This is a genomic window from Pseudomonas sp. GNP012, assembly GCF_054343835.1.
Genome location: NZ_JBTGUU010000001.1, coordinates 6,029,138 through 6,046,291 on the forward strand (window position 1 = coordinate 6,029,138; position 17,154 = coordinate 6,046,291).

A 17,154-nucleotide genomic window follows, 5' to 3' on the forward strand; every position below is an offset into this window, starting at 1 on the left:
GCCTATGCCAAACTAACCCGCATATAGACAAGGTGAAAACTCTCTAATGGCCGATTGGCAGTCCCTCGATCCCGAGGCCGCTCGTGAAGCGGAAAAATATGAAAACCCTATTCCTAGCCGCGAACTGATCCTTCAGCACCTTGCTGACAGGGGTTCGCCTGCTAACCGCGAGCAACTGGTCGAAGAGTTTGGTCTGACCACAGAAGACCAGATCGAAGCCCTGCGCCGCCGCCTGCGCGCCATGGAGCGCGATGCTCAACTCATCTATACCCGTCGCGGTACTTATGCGCCGGTGGACAAGCTTGACCTGATCCTGGGCCGCATCAGCGGTCACCGCGATGGTTTCGGCTTCCTGGTGCCGGACGACGGCAGTGACGATCTGTTCATGAGCCCGGCGCAGATGCGTCTGGTGTTCGACGGTGACCGTGCCCTGGCGCGTGTTTCCGGTCTGGATCGTCGTGGTCGCCGAGAGGGCATGATCGTCGAGGTGGTGTCCCGCGCTCACGAGACCATCGTCGGTCGCTACTTCGAAGAGGGCGGTATCGGTTTCGTCGTTGCGGATAACCCGAAGATCCAGCAGGAAGTGCTGGTGACGCCGGGCCGTAATGCCAACGCGCAGATCGGTCAGTTCGTCGAAGTGAAGATCACTCACTGGCCGACGCCGCGCTTCCAGCCGCAAGGCGACGTGGTTGAAGTCGTGGGCAACTACATGGCGCCGGGCATGGAAATCGACGTCGCCCTGCGTACCTATGACATTCCTCACGTCTGGCCTGACGCCGTGCTCAAGGAAGCCGCCAAGCTCAAGCCGGAAGTCGAAGAGAAAGACAAAGAGAAGCGCATCGACCTGCGCCATCTGCCGTTCGTCACCATCGACGGCGAAGATGCCCGCGACTTCGACGATGCGGTCTATTGCGAAGCCCGTCCGGGCAAGCTGCGTCTGTTCTCGGGCGGCTGGAAGCTGTACGTGGCGATTGCCGACGTATCGAGCTACGTGAAGCTCGGTTCGGCGCTGGATGCCGAAGCGCAGGTTCGCGGCAACTCGGTGTACTTCCCCGAGCGCGTGATTCCGATGCTGCCTGAGCAGCTGTCCAACGGTTTGTGCTCGCTGAACCCGCAAGTCGACCGTCTGGCCATGGTTTGCGAGATGACCATCTCCAAGTCCGGCGAAATGACCGACTACTGCTTCTACGAAGCGGTGATTCACTCCCATGCGCGCCTGACCTACAACAAAGTCAGCGCCATGCTGGAAACGCCGAAAGCCACCGAGGCGCGCAAGCTTCGCGGCGAATACACCGACGTCGTGCCGCACCTCAAGCAGCTGTACTCGCTGTACAAGGTATTGCTGGCGGCTCGTCACGTTCGTGGTGCGATCGATTTCGAGACCCAGGAAACCCGGATCATCTTCGGTTCCGAGCGCAAGATTGCCGAAATTCGTCCGACCGTACGCAACGACGCACACAAGCTGATCGAGGAATGCATGCTGGCGGCCAACGTGGCCACTGCCGAATTCCTGAAAAAGCACGAAATTCCTGCGCTGTACCGCGTTCACGATGGTCCGCCGCCGGAGCGTCTGGAAAAACTGCGCGCCTTCCTCGGTGAACTTGGTTTGTCCCTGCACAAAGGCAAGGACGGTCCGTCGCCGAAGGATTACCAGGCATTGCTGGCCGGTATCAAGGATCGTCCGGATTTCCACCTGATCCAGACCGTCATGCTGCGTTCGTTGAGCCAGGCGGTGTACAGCGCTGATAACCAGGGCCACTTCGGCCTGAATTACGAAGCCTATACCCACTTCACCTCGCCGATCCGCCGCTATCCGGACTTGCTCACGCATCGCGCAATCCGCAGCGTGATCCATTCGAAGCAGAATACCCCGCACGTTCGCCGTGCCGGTGCGATGACCATTCCGAAGGCACGCATCTATCCGTACGACGAAGCGGCCCTGGAGCAACTCGGCGAGCAGTGCTCGATGAGTGAGCGCCGTGCCGACGAAGCGACCCGCGACGTGGTGAACTGGCTCAAGTGCGAGTTCATGAAAGATCGCGTGGGCGAGTCGTTCCCGGGTGTGATCACGGCCGTGACCGGTTTTGGTCTGTTCGTCGAACTGACCGACATCTACGTCGAAGGCCTGGTGCACGTCACTGCGCTGCCGGGCGATTACTACCACTTCGATCCTGTGCACCACCGCCTGGCCGGTGAGCGCACCGGTCGCAGCTTCCGCCTGGGCGACACCGTGGAAGTGCGGGTCATGCGCGTCGACCTCGACGAGCGCAAGATCGACTTCGAGATGGCTGAAAAAACCATCAGTGCACCGATCGGCCGTAAAAAACGCGGTACCGAAAGTGCAGCGCCTGCAGCGAAAGTTGAAGCAGAACCTACCCCGGCGAAAACCGGCCGTCGTCCTGCGAAGGAAAAGGTTGTCGAGGCCTATCGCCCGAGCGATGCAGCGGCGAAAAACGCCGAAGTGCGCAAAAGTCGTGAAATGAAACAGGCGTTGCTGGCCGGTGCGAAAAGCGGCGGTAAAGCGGCGTCTGGGGGAAAGACCAGCCGGTCGGCGCCTGACAAGGCCGTCGGCGGCAAGCCAGCCAAACCGAGCAAACATCGTAAAGGCCCGCCAAAAGCGGGCTCGGCTCCAGCCAAGAGTGGCGGGGCGCGTAAACCTAAGGCCAAGCCATGAGTCAGTTGGAAAAGATCTACGGCGTCCATGCTGTAGAAGCGTTGTTGCGTCACCACCCGAAACGCGTCAAGCAGATCTGGCTGGCCGAAGGCCGCAATGATCCTCGGGTCCAGACGCTGATTGAGCTGGCCAACGAAAACCGGGTCCAGGTCGGCCAGGCCGAGCGCCGCGAAATGGACGCCTGGGTTGAAGGCGTGCACCAGGGCGTGGTCGCGGACGTGAGTCCGAGCCAGGTCTGGGGCGAGGCAATGCTCGACGAACTGCTCGATCGCACCGACGGTGCACCGTTGTTGCTGGTGCTCGACGGTGTGACCGATCCGCACAACCTCGGCGCCTGCCTGCGCTCCGCCGATGCAGCGGGCGCGCTGGCAGTGATCGTGCCGAAGGACAAGTCGGCGACCCTGACGCCGGTTGTACGAAAAATCGCCTGCGGCGCGGCGGAAGTGATTCCGCTGGTTGCCGTGACCAACCTGGCGCGCACCCTGGAAAAGCTCCAGCAGCGCGGCTTGTGGGTTGTCGGTACGGCTGGCGAAGCTGAGGTCAGTCTGTATGACCAGGATCTCACCGGTCCGACCATCCTGATCATGGGGGCCGAAGGCAAGGGCATGCGTCGCCTGACCCGTGAGCATTGCGATTATCTGGTGAACCTGCCGATGGCCGGTAGCGTCAGCAGTCTCAACGTTTCCGTGGCCACCGGCGTTTGCCTGTTCGAAGCGCAGCGCCAGCGCAGTGTCAAAGCCAAGGCCGCCGCCAAGAAATCCTGATCCGGTTGCAGTCCCTGTGGGAGCGGGCTTGCTCGCGAAAGCGGAGTAACATTCAGCAAAGATGTTGAATGTCGTACCGCATTCGCGAGCAAGCCCGCTCCCACAGTGTTTTGCGGTGTGGCATGAATTTGGTGGCTGTTCAAATAATCACCAATTACCTTGCGCCTCCCTCGCCCCTTCTCTACAATTGCGCCCCTTGCTGTGACGGCAGGCACGCATGTGCCTTACCCACGCAAGTCCATAAGTGTCATTCACTCCTTGTCTGACCGCTTTTGAGCGGCAGGCTACAACCCGTAAGGAGCATTCATGCGTCATTACGAAATCATCTTTTTGGTCCACCCGGATCAAAGCGAGCAAGTCGGCGGCATGGTTGAGCGTTACACCAAGCTGATCGAAGAAGACGGCGGCAAAATCCACCGTCTGGAAGATTGGGGCCGTCGTCAACTGGCCTACGCAATCAACAATGTTCACAAGGCTCACTACGTGATGCTGAACGTTGAGTGCACTGGCAAGGCCCTGGCCGAGCTGGAAGACAACTTCCGCTACAACGATGCAGTGATCCGTAACCTGGTCATCCGTCGCGACGAAGCCGTTACCGGCCAGTCCGAGATGCTCAAGGCTGAAGAAAACCGCAGTGAGCGCCGTGAGCGTCGCGACCGTCCTGAGCACGAAGGCGTTGAAAGCGCTGACAGTGATGACAGCGACAACAGCGATAACGCTGACGAGTAATCCACGGACCTTTTAAGGAGCCTATCAAATGGCACGTTTCTTCCGTCGTCGTAAATTCTGCCGCTTCACCGCTGAAGACGTGAAAGAGATCGATTACAAAGATCTCAACACTCTGAAAGCCTACGTATCCGAGACCGGCAAAATTGTTCCAAGCCGCATCACCGGTACCAAAGCTCGTTATCAGCGTCAGCTGGCCACCGCTATCAAGCGCGCCCGCTTCCTGGCCCTGCTGGCCTACACCGACAGCCACGGCCGCTGAGACCGGGCAGTCGACACGTAGCAAAGGATTGAATGCATGCGGGCCATAGCTGAGTTCATCATGCGCGGCCGTATGCAGGCCACTCTGGTAGTGGCTGGAGGCGCGGCGATGCCGTTGTTGTATTGGTTGGGTGCTGCCGCCGGATGCCTTGTGCTCCTGCGGCGCGGATTGAGGGACGCCCTGGGCGTTCTTGCTCTGGGACTGCTGCCGGCATTGGCCTGGTGGCTTTACTCCGACGACCCACGGGCACTTCTGGTGCTGCTGGGGTCTGCGAGTCTTGCGTTGGTTTTGCGCGCAAGCGAGTCCTGGAACCGCGTGCTGCTGGTCAGCATAGCGATGGGAGTGGTGTTTTCAGTGGTGTTGGGGACAGCTTTTGCTCCCCAGATCGAGATGCTGGCGCAGGCTTTGATCAAAGTCATGCCGTCGCTACTCGGTGATGTCTACCAGAAGTTGTCGGTAGACGAACAAGCGCGTTTCGCGTCCCTGATTGCACCGGTCCTGACCGGCCTGATTGCGGCTTTGTTGCAAATCGTCAGCTTGCTGAGCCTGCTTGTCGGGCGCTACTGGCAGGCGTTGTTGTACAACCCGGGCGGTTTTGGTCGCGAGTTTCGCGCCATCCGCATCCCGCTGTTGCCGGCGATGTTGCTGCTGGCGTGCATGCTTCTGGGGCCGAACATCGGTCCGCAGTTGGCCATGTTGACGCCGTTGTGCAGCGTACCGCTGGTGTTCGCCGGGCTGGCCCTGATTCACGGGCTGGTGGCGCAGAAGCGACTGGCCAGGTTCTGGCTGGTGGGGTTGTACGTGACGCTGTTGCTGTTCATGCAACTGATCTATCCGTTGCTGGTGGTCCTGGCCATCGTCGACAGCCTGATTGATTTTCGCGGTCGTTCGGCACCGAAAGATGCCGATAACGCGAACGGTGAAGGTTAAAAGTTAAGAGGATTTTCACATGCAACTGATCCTTCTGGAAAAAGTCACCAACCTGGGCAACCTGGGTGACAAAGTGAACGTTAAGGCTGGTTACGGTCGTAACTACCTGCTGCCTTACGGCAAAGCTACCGCTGCGACCCCAGCCAACCTGGCTGCGTTCGAAGAGCGTCGCGCTGAGCTGGAAAAAGCTGCAGCAGATCGCAAAGCATCGGCTGAAAGCCGCGCTGCCCAACTGGCCGAGCTGGAAGTGACCATCACTGCCACCGCTGGCGACGAAGGCAAGCTGTTCGGTTCGATCGGTACTCACGACATCGCTGACGCACTGACCGCCTCCGGCGTTGAAGTGCAGAAGAGCGAAGTTCGTCTGCCGAACGGCACCATCCGCAACGTAGGCGAATTCGACGTAGCCGTGCACCTGCACGCCGAAGTTGAAGCCACCGTACGCGTTGTCGTGGTAGCAGCTTAAGCAGCACTTGTCGGCTGGCACCCTCGGGTGCTTGCCGGTAACATCGGGCACGATCCTGTTTACAGGTCGTGCCCTTTGTCTTTCTGGCATCCCAGTTTTTACATTCCTGCTTTCCAAAAAAAAACCAAGTGGCCATGAACGAAATCTTAGCTCCCGAGCAATACGACCTGCAAACCGCCGCGCTGAAGGTGCCGCCGCATTCCATCGAGGCCGAACAGGCCGTGCTCGGTGGTCTGATGCTGGACAACAACGCCTGGGAGCGTGTGCTCGATCAAGTCTCCGACGGCGATTTCTATCGACATGACCACCGCCTGATTTTCCGTGCGATCGCCAAACTGGCCGATCAGAACTCGCCGATCGACGTTGTGACCCTTGCCGAGCAATTGGACAAGGAAGGTCAGACTTCGCAAGTCGGTGGCCTCGGATACCTCGGCGAGCTGGCGAAAAACACGCCGTCCGTCGCCAACATCAAGGCCTATGCGCAGATCGTTCGCCAGCGCGCGACCCTGCGTCAATTGATCGGCATCAGCACCGAAATCGCCGACAGCGCCTTCAACCCTGAAGGGCGCACGGCAGAAGAAATCCTCGATGAAGCTGAACGGCAGATCTTCCAGATCGCCGAGGCCCGGCCAAAAACCGGCGGCCCGGTGGGTGTGAACGAGTTGCTGACCAAGGCCATCGACCGCATCGACACCCTGTTCAACACCGACAACGCCATCACCGGCCTGTCCACTGGCTACACCGACCTCGACGAGAAAACCAGCGGCCTGCAACCGGCCGACCTGATCATTGTCGCCGGCCGTCCGTCCATGGGTAAAACCACCTTTGCGATGAACCTGGTGGAAAACGCCGTGTTGCGCAGCGAGAAGGCTGTCCTGGTGTACTCCCTCGAGATGCCTGGCGAATCGCTGATCATGCGTATGCTGTCTTCCCTCGGCCGCATCGACCAGACCAAGGTGCGTTCCGGTCAGTTGGAAGACGACGACTGGCCGCGCCTGACCTCGGCGGTCAACCTGCTCAACGACCGCAAGCTGTTCATCGACGATACCGCGGGCATCAGCCCGTCGGAAATGCGCGCCCGGACCCGCCGTCTGGTGCGCGAACACGGCGATGTCGGCCTGATCATGATCGACTACCTGCAGCTGATGCAGATCCCGGGTTCCAGCGGTGACAACCGGACCAACGAGATTTCCGAGATCTCCCGATCCCTGAAAGCCCTGGCCAAGGAATTCAACTGCCCGGTGGTGGCGCTCTCGCAGCTCAACCGTTCCCTGGAACAGCGGCCGAACAAGCGCCCGGTGAACTCCGACTTGCGGGAATCCGGAGCGATCGAGCAGGACGCCGACGTGATCATGTTCGTGTATCGCGACGAGGTGTATCACCCGGAAACCGAGCACAAGGGCATTGCCGAGATCATCATCGGCAAGCAGCGGAACGGGCCGATCGGCTTTATCCGCCTGGCATTCATCGGTAAGTACACACGGTTCGAGAACCTGGCGCCGGGTAGCTATAACTTCGATGATGATGAGTAAGTTGTAGCGACTGTGCGGGCCTCTTCGCGAGCAGGCTCGCTCCCACAGGAACTTCATTGAACCTGTGGGAGCGAGCTTGCTCGCGATGGGGTCGCCGCAATTTCCGACCACAGCCGTCGGAATTGGTCAAAATTTGTGCTATATTCCGCGCCCGCGAAATTCAATGAAAGCCAACACCGGTTATCGACATGCAAGCAGCCAAGCCGTTATTTGACTATCCCAAGTACTGGGCCGAATGTTTCGGGCCAGCGCCGTTCCTGCCCATGAGCAGGGAGGAGATGGATCAGCTCGGCTGGGATTCCTGCGACATCATCATCGTCACCGGTGATGCCTACGTCGATCACCCGTCGTTCGGCATGGCGATCATCGGCCGGCTGCTGGAGTCCCAGGGCTTCCGCGTCGGGATCATTGCCCAGCCGAACTGGCAGTCCAAAGACGACTTCATGAAGCTCGGCGAGCCGAACCTGTTCTTCGGTGTCGCGGCCGGCAACATGGACTCGATGATCAACCGCTACACCGCGGACAAGAAAATCCGCTCCGACGATGCCTACACCCCGGGTGGCCTGGCGGGCAAGCGTCCGGACCGCGCCAGCCTGGTCTACAGCCAGCGCTGCAAGGAAGCCTACAAGCACGTGCCGATCGTGCTCGGCGGCATCGAAGCGTCGCTGCGCCGCATCGCCCACTACGACTACTGGCAGGACCGCGTGCGCAACTCGATCCTGATCGACGCCAGCGCCGACATCCTGCTCTATGGCAACGCCGAGCGCGCGATCGTCGAGGTCGCCCAGCGTCTGTCCTACGGTCACAAGATCGAAGACATCACCGACGTGCGCGGGACCGCGTTCATCCGTCGTGATACACCGCAAGGCTGGTACGAAGTCGATTCCACACGCATCGACCGTCCGGGCAAGATCGACAAGATCATCAACCCGTACGTGAACACCCAGGACACCCAGGCCTGCGCCATCGAGCAGGAGAAGGGGCCGGTCGAGGATCCGCAGGAAGCCAAGGTCGTGCAGATCCTGGCCAGCCCGCGCATGACCCGCGACAAGACCGTGATCCGTCTGCCGTCGGTGGAAAAGGTCCGCAACGACGCGGTGCTCTACGCCCATGCCAACCGTGTGTTGCACCTGGAAACCAACCCGGGCAACGCCCGCGCGCTGGTGCAGAAGCATGGCGAAGTCGATGTCTGGTTCAACCCACCACCGATTCCCATGACCACCGAAGAAATGGACTACGTGTTCGGCATGCCTTATCAGCGCATTCCGCACCCGGCGTACGGCAAGGAAAAGATCCCGGCCTACGAGATGATCCGTTTCTCGGTAAACATCATGCGTGGCTGCTTCGGCGGCTGCACCTTCTGCTCGATCACCGAGCACGAAGGGCGGATCATCCAGAACCGTTCCCACGAGTCGATCATTCGCGAAATCGAAGAAATTCGCGACAAGGTTCCTGGCTTTACCGGCGTGATCTCCGACCTCGGTGGCCCGACCGCGAACATGTACCGCATTGCCTGCAAGAGCCCGGAAATCGAATCCGCGTGCCGCAAGCCATCGTGCGTGTTCCCGGGTATCTGCCCGAACCTGAACACCGACCACTCGGCGCTGATCAAGCTGTATCGCAGTGCCCGTGAATTGCCGGGTGTGAAGAAGATCCTGATCGCTTCCGGCCTGCGTTATGACCTCGCGGTCGAGTCGCCGGAATACGTTAAAGAGCTGGTGACCCACCACGTCGGTGGTTACCTGAAGATCGCCCCGGAACACACCGAGGAAGGTCCGCTCAACCAGATGATGAAACCGGGCATCGGCAGCTATGACAAGTTCAAGCGCATGTTCGAGAAGTACTCCAAGGAAGCGGGCAAGGAGCAGTACCTGATCCCGTACTTCATCGCCGCCCACCCGGGCACCACCGATGAAGACATGATGAACCTGGCCCTGTGGCTCAAGGGCAACGGTTTCCGTGCCGACCAGGTGCAGGCGTTCTACCCGTCGCCGATGGCCACCGCCACCGCGATGTACCACTCGGGCAAGAACCCGCTGCGCAAGGTCACCTACAAGAGTGACGCGGTGACCATCGTCAAGAGCGAGGAGCAGCGTCGTCTGCACAAGGCGTTCTTGCGTTATCACGACCCGAAAGGCTGGCCGATGCTGCGTGAGGCACTGACCCGCATGGGCCGCGCCGACCTGATCGGGCCGGGCAAGAATCAGTTGATTCCTTTGCACCAGCCGTCGACCGACAGCTACCAGAGCGCCCGTCGCAAGAACTCGACGCCGGCCGGTAGCCATAAGGTGGCCAAGGAAAAGACCACCAAGATCCTTACCCAGCACACCGGCCTGCCACCGCGTGCCAGCGATGGCGGCAACCCGTGGGACAAGCGCGAACAGGCCAAGGCGGCGGCTTTTGCCCGCAACCAGCAGGCGGCCAAGGAACGCAAGGACGCGGCCAAGGGCAAGGGGCCGAAGCCGGCTCGCAAGCCCGTCGTACCGCGCTAAGCCTCGACTGCGCTGAACAGAACGCCAACCTTCGGGTTGGCGTTTTGCATTCCGGGCTTGGAGGGTGTGCAGGGCTGCTGGCCTCTTCGCGGGTAAGCCCGCTCCCACAGTGTCCGAGTCAAACACAAATTTTGCGAACGCCTCTAAACCTGTGGGAGCGGGCTTGCCCGCGAAGAGGCCGGTTTTGGCGGCGACTATGCAACGGAACGCCACAAATACGTGCAACTCTTGCAATCCAATTCTCCGTCTCGCCCGGTTTTGGTGCTGTACTGCCTCAGGCAACCGAAGAAAGCGCCAGCAATGCGGGATGGCATAAGTCTTGCGCGCTTTCCAATACGCTCAAGGCTCGCAGGAGGCACGCCGTGTCGATTCATGTCGCATTGCACCACGTCACGCATTACCGCTATGACCGCGCTGTCGAGCTGGGTCCGCAGATTGTTCGCCTGCGTCCCGCCGCCCACAGCCGCACGCGGATTCTGTCTTATGCGCTGAAAGTCTCGCCCGAGCAGCACTTCATCAACTGGCAGCAGGACCCCCAGGGCAATTACCTGGCGCGGCTGGTGTTCCCGGAGAAAACCGAAGAACTGCGGATCGAGGTCGATCTGCTGGCGGAGATGGCGATCTTCAATCCGTTCGACTTCTTCCTCGAACCCTACGCGGAAAAGATCCCCTTCGTGTATGCAGCAGATGAGCGCAAGGAATTGGCGCCGTATCTGGAAACCCTGCCGCTGACGCCGAAATTCAAGGCCTATCTGGACGGCATCGACCGCACACCGTTGCCTGCCGTGGACTTCCTCGTCGCGCTCAACCAGCGCCTGAGCGAAGACATCGACTACCTGATTCGCATGGAACCCGGCGTGCAGACGCCGGAACACACCCTCGAACACGCCTCCGGTTCCTGCCGCGACTCGGCATGGTTGTTGGTGCAACTGCTGCGCAACCTGGGACTGGCGGCGCGCTTCGTGTCGGGTTACCTGATCCAGCTGACCGCCGACGTGAAAAGTCTCGACGGTCCGTCCGGCACCGAAGTGGATTTCACCGATCTGCACGCCTGGTGCGAGGTGTACTTGCCCGGTGCCGGCTGGATCGGCCTGGACGCAACCTCCGGGCTGTTTGCCGGTGAAGGACATATTCCGTTGGCCTGTAGTCCCGATCCGTCTTCTGCGGCGCCGATCAGTGGCTTGGTGGAACCCTGCGAGTGCGAATTCAGCCACGAAATGTCCGTGGAGCGGATTTGGGAAGCGCCGCGGGTCACCAAGCCCTACACCGACGACCAGTGGATGGCGATCCAGGCCCTGGGCCGACAGATCGATGCCGACTTGCTGGAGGGCGATGTGCGCCTGACCATGGGCGGCGAGCCGACCTTTGTGTCCATCGATGACCCGGACGGTGCCGAGTGGAATACCGCGGCACTGGGGCCGGACAAGCGGCGATTGTCCGCCGAACTGTTCCAGCGCATGCGTAAACACTACGCGCCCAATGGACTGGTGCATTTCGGGCAGGGCAAGTGGTACCCCGGCGAGCAACTGCCGCGCTGGTCGCTCAATTGTTATTGGCGCCGCGACGGCGTGCCGATCTGGCACAACAGCGCGCTGATCGCCGACGAACAACAAGACTACGGCGCCGATGGCGCGCTGGCCGGACGTTTTCTGGCGAGTGTCGCCGAACGCCTGAAAATTCCGACTCGCTTCGTTTTTCCAGCCTACGAAGACAATTTCTATTACCTCTGGCGCGAAGGGATGTTGCCGCAAAACGTCAGCGCCGAAGATTCCCGTCTGGAGGAACCGCTGGAGCGGGCACGTCTGCGCAAGGTGTTCAGCCAGGGGTTGGACAAGGTGATTGGCCAGGTCCTTCCGCTGGCGCGCACCGCCAAGGGCGATCAGTGGCAGAGCGGCCGCTGGTATCTGCGCGAAGAGCACTGCCGTCTGGTGCCGGGGGACTCGCCGCTGGGCTATCGCTTGCCGCTGGGGTCGCAACCCTGGGTGAAAGCGGCGGAATATCCATTCATTCATGCGCAAGACCCGAATCAGGCGTTCCCGCCGTTGCCTGACACCGGTCAGCTTCAGAGCCAAGGCGCAGCCGTTACAGAAGAGCGTGCGCCAAAAATCGATGAGTCCGCCGACTGGCTGACCCGTACGGCCTTCTGTGCCGAGGCGCGGGAAGGCCGGTTGTACCTGTTCATGCCGCCGCTGGAGCGGGTCGAGGATTACCTTGAACTGGTCGCGGCCATCGAAGCCACCGCTGAAGAACTGATGTGCCCGGTATTGCTGGAGGGCTATGAGCCGCCGAGCGATCCACGCCTGAGCAACTTCCGCATCACCCCGGACCCGGGGGTGATCGAAGTCAACGTGCAGCCGTCCGCCACCTGGGATGAATTGGTCGAGCGCACCGAGTTCCTCTATGAAGAAGCGCGCCAGACCCGCCTGACCACCGAGAAATTCATGATCGACGGCCGGCACACCGGTACGGGCGGCGGTAACCATTTCGTGCTGGGTGGCGCGACCCCGGGGGACTCGCCGTTTCTGCGTCGCCCGGATCTGCTGCGCAGCCTGATCAGCTACTGGCATAACCATCCATCGCTGTCCTATCTGTTTTCCGGTCTGTTCATCGGCCCGACGTCCCAGGCGCCCCGCGTCGACGAAGCGCGTAACGATGCCTTGTACGAACTGGAAATCGCATTTGCACAAATGCCCTCACCGGGTGAGGAGTGTCCGCCATGGTTGGTGGATCGACTGCTGCGCAACCTGCTGATCGATGTCACCGGCAACACCCACCGCGCCGAGTTCTGCATCGACAAACTCTATTCGCCGGACGGTGCCACCGGGCGCCTCGGATTGCTGGAGCTGCGTGCGTTCGAGATGCCGCCCCATGCCCGCATGAGCCTGGCGCAACAATTGTTGCTGCGGGCGCTGGTGGCGCGGTTCTGGCGCGAGCCCTATGCACCGCCAAAACTCGCGCGCTGGGGCACGGAGCTGCACGATCGCTTCCTGTTGCCGCACTTTATCGAGCAGGATTTTGCCGATGTCATCGTCGACCTCAACGCCGCCGGTTATCCGGTGCGGGCTGAATGGTTCGCCGCGCATCTGGAGTTTCGTTTTCCCAAGGTGGGCGATTACGCCGTCAGCGGTATTGCACTGGAGCTGCGCCAGGCGCTCGAGCCCTGGCATGTGCTGGGTGAAGAGGGCGCCATGGGCGGCACGGTGCGTTATGTGGATTCGTCGCTGGAGCGTTTGCAGGTCAAGCTCAGCGGCTTGCCGCCCCAGCGTTATCTGCTGACCTGCAACGGCATTCCTGTTCCATTGCAGCCCACCGGGCGAGTCGGCGAGTTCGTCGCGGGCGTGCGTTTTCGTGCCTGGCAACCGGCCAATTGCCTGCAGCCGACCATCCCGGTCCACGCGCCGCTGGTATTTGACCTGCTCGATACCTGGATGCAGCGTTCGCTCGGCGGCTGCCAGTACCACGTCGCCCACCCGGGCGGGCGCAATTACGACAGCTTGCCGGTCAATGCCAACGAGGCCGAGAGCCGGCGGATGGCGCGCTTCTTCCGCATCGGGCACACACCGGGGAAACTGACTGTACCCCATCTGGACATTAACGATGAGCTACCGATGACGCTCGATTTACGACGTTTCTAAACCGTCCGCGACGCTCGGATTTTTCGTATGTCCGGGCGTCACGAGCATGCGCTAGTCTGACCGATCATTGCTGTCTGCCGAGCTTTCCATGCCTGACCTGCTAGACCGCTACCCGCTGACGGCGGGCACCTATCACGAACTGCTCGACGACAGTGGCGCCGTGCGCCCGCACTGGCGCCGGCTGTTCGAGCAGTTGCAACGCAGCACGCCGGCGCAACTGGTGCAGCGTCAGGCTCTGCTGACCCGGCAAATCCAGGAAAACGGCGTTACCTATAACGTCTATGCCGACCCCAAGGGCGCTGACCGGCCGTGGGAGCTGGACCTGCTACCCCACGTCATCGCTGCCGATGAGTGGCAACAGTTGTCGGCCGGCATCGCGCAGCGGGCGCGTTTGCTCAATGCCGTGCTGGCTGACCTTTACGGTCCGCAACGGCTGATTGCCGAAGGTCTGCTGCCCGCCGAACTGGTGTTCGGTCACAACAACTTCCTTTGGCCCTGTCAGGGGATCAACCCGCCTGACGGAGCCTTTCTGCATCTGTATGCCGTGGATCTGGCGCGCACACCCGATGGCCGCTGGTGGGTCACGGCGGACCGCACCCAGGCGCCTTCGGGTGCCGGGTATGCGCTGGAAAACCGCACGATTGTGTCCCGGGCCTTTCCCGAGTTGTACCGTGATTTGAAGGTGCAACACCTGGCCGGGTTCTTCCGAACCTTGCAGGAAACACTGGCGCGTCAGGCCCCGAGTGACGAGGACGCACCCTTGGTGGTGCTGCTGACACCCGGGCGGTTTAACGAAAGCTATTTCGAACATCTGTACCTGGCGCGTCAGCTCGGTTATCCGCTGGTGGAGGGCGGCGATCTGACGGTGCGCGACGCCACGGTCTACCTGAAGACCCTGAGTGGACTGCGCCGGGTGCACGCGATCATGCGTCGGCTCGACGATGACTTCTGCGACCCGCTGGAACTGCGCACTGATTCGGCCCTCGGTGTGCCGGGCCTGCTGGAAGCGGTGCGGCAGGGGCGGGTGCTGGTAGCCAACGCGCTCGGCAGTGGTGTGCTGGAATCGCCGGGCTTGCTGGGTTTCCTGCCGAAGATCAATCAGTTCCTGTTCGGCGAAGAGCTGATCCTGCCGTCCATCGCCACCTGGTGGTGCGGCGAAGCGCCGGTATTGGCCCAGGCTTTGGAAAAACTGCCGGAGCTGCTGATCAAACCGGCGTTTCCGTCCCAGAGCTTTGCACCGGTATTTGGCCGCGACTTGAGTGAAAAACAGCGCCAGGAGCTCGCCGAGCGCATGCAGGCACGGCCATATGCTTATGTGGCGCAAGAACTTGCGCAACTGTCCCAGGCGCCGATCTGGCAAGCCGAAGACGGTCAACTGCAACCCCGGGCCATCGGCATGCGCGTGTATGCGGTGGCCAGCCGCGAGGGATATCGGGTGTTGCCCGGTGGCTTGACCCGGGTCGCCGCGCAAGCCGATGCCGAAGTGGTGTCGATGCAACGCGGCGGCGCCAGCAAGGACACCTGGGTGTTGGGCGATCGAGCGCCCAGTGGCGAGCAATGGAAGGCCCAGCGCAACATCGGCGTGCATGATCTGGTGCGGCGCGATCCGTATCTGCCATCGCGGGTGGTGGAAAACCTGTTCTGGTTTGGTCGTTACTGCGAACGTTGCGACGACAGTGCCCGTTTGCTGCGCATCATGCTCGCGCGCTATGTCGACGGCGACGACCCGCAAGCCTTGCAGGCCGCAGTCGATCTCGGCGAACGGTTGATGCTGCTGCCCGAAGAGGGCGAATTACCCGAACGCCTGTTGGCGGCATTGCTCGGTGACGACTGGCCGTTCAGCCTGCGTTCCAACCTGCAACGCTTGCAGTGGGCCGCTTCGCAAGTGCGCGGCAAGCTCTCGCGGGAAAACTGGCAGGCGCTGGTGGAGTTGCAGCGCGAAGCCATGGAGCTGGAAACCGAAGAACCGGATTTCGGCGAGTTGCTGGATTTCCTCAACCGTCTGGTGATGTCCCTGGCGGCGCTGTCCGGCTTTGCCCTGGACGACATGACCCGGGACGAAGGCTGGCGTTTCCTGATGATTGGCCGGCGGATCGAACGCTTGCAGTTTCTCAGCGGCAGTCTGGCGGCGTTCCTGCGGGGCGCCGGGGTCTTCGATCAGGCCGGGCTGGAATGGTTGCTGGAACTGGGCAACAGCAGCATCACCTACCGCTCGCGCTATCTGGCGGTCGCGCAGTTGATCCCGGTGCTCGACCTGTTGTTGCTCGACGAGCAGAACCCTCACGCCGTGTTGTTCCAGTTGAAACTGGTGACACGCACCCTCAAGCGTCTCAACGACGACTTTGGCGTACCGCGTGAAACAGTACTGCCGCAATTGGTCGAGCGTCTGGCGCGATTCGATCTGGGTTGCCTGGAAAACCCGCTGTTCGGCGACGCCAGTGTTCGCGCCGCCATCGAAGGGCTGGCCGCACTGTTGCAGGAGATCGCCGACGCCAGCGGGCAAGTCTCCGATCGCCTGGCGCTGCGGCATTTCGCCCATGTCGACGATGTCAGCCAGCGCACGGTGTCTGTCTGATGAGCGCCCGTTACCAGATTTTCCACGACACCCATTATCACTACGACAGCCCGGTGTCCCTGGCCCAGCAGTTGGCGCATTTGTGGCCGCGCCCTTGTGCCTGGCAGCGTTGCACCGACCGGCAATTGCAGATCAGTCCGCAGCCAACCTCGCGTCGCGATGAGCTCGATGTATTCGGCAATCCGCTGACCCGGCTGGCGTTCGAGCGTCCCCACGATGAGTTGCTGGTCAACGCCAGTCTCACGATCGAAGTGTTGCCCCGACCTGTGCTGGACTTCAGTGGGTCTGCGGCGTGGGAACACACACGAAGCGCACTGACCTACAGCAGCCAACCGTTGTCGCCGGAATTGCTCGAAGCCTGTCGATACCGGTTCGAATCGCCGTATGTGCATTTGAAGAAAAACTTCGTCGAGTTCTCGCAAAGCTGTTTTCCACCCGGTCGACCGTTGTTGCTCGGCGTGCAGGCGCTGATGGAGAAAATCTTCAGCGAATTCACCTTCGATGCTGAAGCTACCCAAGTGGCGACGCCGCTGGTGGAAGTGCTGGAGCGCCGACGCGGGGTCTGTCAGGACTTTGCTCACCTGATGCTCGCTTGCGTACGCTCCCGTGGATTGGCTGCGCGCTACATCAGTGGTTACCTGCTGACCCAGCCACCACCGGGCCAGCCACGGCTGATCGGCGCCGATGCGTCCCACGCCTGGGTTTCGGTGTTTTGTCCGGTGTCGGGGTGGGTGGATTTCGATCCGACCAACAATGTGCAGCCGGCGCTGGAGCACATCACCCTGGCCTGGGGACGGGATTTTTCCGATGTGTCGCCGTTGCGGGGGGTAATCCTGGGAGGAGGGAACCACGACCCGGAAGTTCGGGTAACCGTGATGCCACTGGAATAACAACGATCAAAATGTGGGAGCGGGCTTGCTCGCGAAGACGGAGTATCAGGCAACATCATTTTTGGATGTGAAACCGCTTTCGCGAGCAAGCCCGCTCCCACAGGGAACTGCATTTTGATTCGAGAGTGGGGAGTCATTCGATTGGCCTGTGAGGATCGGCAGCGAAACTGCCAATCCATTACACAGATCCGGTGGGCCAGATCAGATC

At 61.1% G+C, this 17,154-nt stretch carries 11 protein-coding genes; all 11 read left to right on the top strand.

The annotated features are described in order from the left end of the window. Window positions 1-46 precede the first annotated feature (46 nt). The 11 genes from rnr to ACXX83_RS27280 all read left to right on the top strand — a co-directional run bounded on the left by rnr (window position 47) and on the right by ACXX83_RS27280 (window position 16,946). Window positions 47-2,674 carry a ribonuclease R gene (gene rnr, locus ACXX83_RS27230; protein WP_458550081.1) on the top strand — a complete coding sequence of 876 codons (2,628 nt, stop codon included), beginning with the start codon at window positions 47-49 and terminating at the stop codon, window positions 2,672-2,674. Further along, complete coding sequence (gene rlmB, locus ACXX83_RS27235) at window positions 2,671-3,438, top strand: 23S rRNA (guanosine(2251)-2'-O)-methyltransferase RlmB (protein WP_007973273.1); 768 nt, start codon at window positions 2,671-2,673, stop codon at window positions 3,436-3,438. Before rnr ends, rlmB begins: the two co-directional genes overlap by 4 nt. Before the next feature lie 306 nt (window positions 3,439-3,744). Continuing rightward, window positions 3,745-4,167: a 30S ribosomal protein S6 gene (gene rpsF, locus ACXX83_RS27240; protein WP_007973274.1), complete on the top strand. Its 423-nt coding sequence runs from the start codon at window positions 3,745-3,747 to the stop codon at window positions 4,165-4,167. 28 nt (window positions 4,168-4,195) lie between these two features. Next, window positions 4,196-4,426, top strand: a complete 231-nt coding sequence (gene rpsR, locus ACXX83_RS27245; protein WP_002551829.1) for a 30S ribosomal protein S18 — start codon at window positions 4,196-4,198, stop codon at window positions 4,424-4,426. 36 nt (window positions 4,427-4,462) lie between these two features. Further along, window positions 4,463-5,356: a YybS family protein gene (locus ACXX83_RS27250; protein WP_458550082.1), complete on the top strand. Its 894-nt coding sequence runs from the start codon at window positions 4,463-4,465 to the stop codon at window positions 5,354-5,356. Window positions 5,357-5,375: 19 nt separating this feature from the next. Then, window positions 5,376-5,822, top strand: a complete 447-nt coding sequence (gene rplI, locus ACXX83_RS27255) for a 50S ribosomal protein L9 (RefSeq protein ID WP_007973276.1) — start codon at window positions 5,376-5,378, stop codon at window positions 5,820-5,822. A 134-nt stretch (window positions 5,823-5,956) separates the two neighbouring features. Then, window positions 5,957-7,354, top strand: a complete 1,398-nt coding sequence (dnaB, locus tag ACXX83_RS27260) for a replicative DNA helicase (protein ID WP_007973277.1) — start codon at window positions 5,957-5,959, stop codon at window positions 7,352-7,354. Between the two features lie 188 nt (window positions 7,355-7,542). Then, window positions 7,543-9,846, top strand: coding sequence for a YgiQ family radical SAM protein (locus ACXX83_RS27265; RefSeq protein ID WP_217837035.1), 2,304 nt, complete (start codon window positions 7,543-7,545; stop codon window positions 9,844-9,846). A 362-nt stretch (window positions 9,847-10,208) separates the two neighbouring features. Next, window positions 10,209-13,481, top strand: coding sequence for a transglutaminase family protein (locus ACXX83_RS27270; protein ID WP_458550083.1), 3,273 nt, complete (start codon window positions 10,209-10,211; stop codon window positions 13,479-13,481). A gap of 88 nt (window positions 13,482-13,569) precedes the next feature. Continuing rightward, window positions 13,570-16,056: a circularly permuted type 2 ATP-grasp protein gene (locus ACXX83_RS27275; protein WP_458550084.1), complete on the top strand. Its 2,487-nt coding sequence runs from the start codon at window positions 13,570-13,572 to the stop codon at window positions 16,054-16,056. After that, window positions 16,056-16,946 carry a transglutaminase family protein gene (locus ACXX83_RS27280; RefSeq protein WP_458550085.1) on the top strand — a complete coding sequence of 297 codons (891 nt, stop codon included), beginning with the start codon at window positions 16,056-16,058 and terminating at the stop codon, window positions 16,944-16,946. The genes ACXX83_RS27275 and ACXX83_RS27280 overlap by 1 nt, the downstream gene beginning before the upstream one ends. Window positions 16,947-17,154 lie beyond the last annotated feature (208 nt).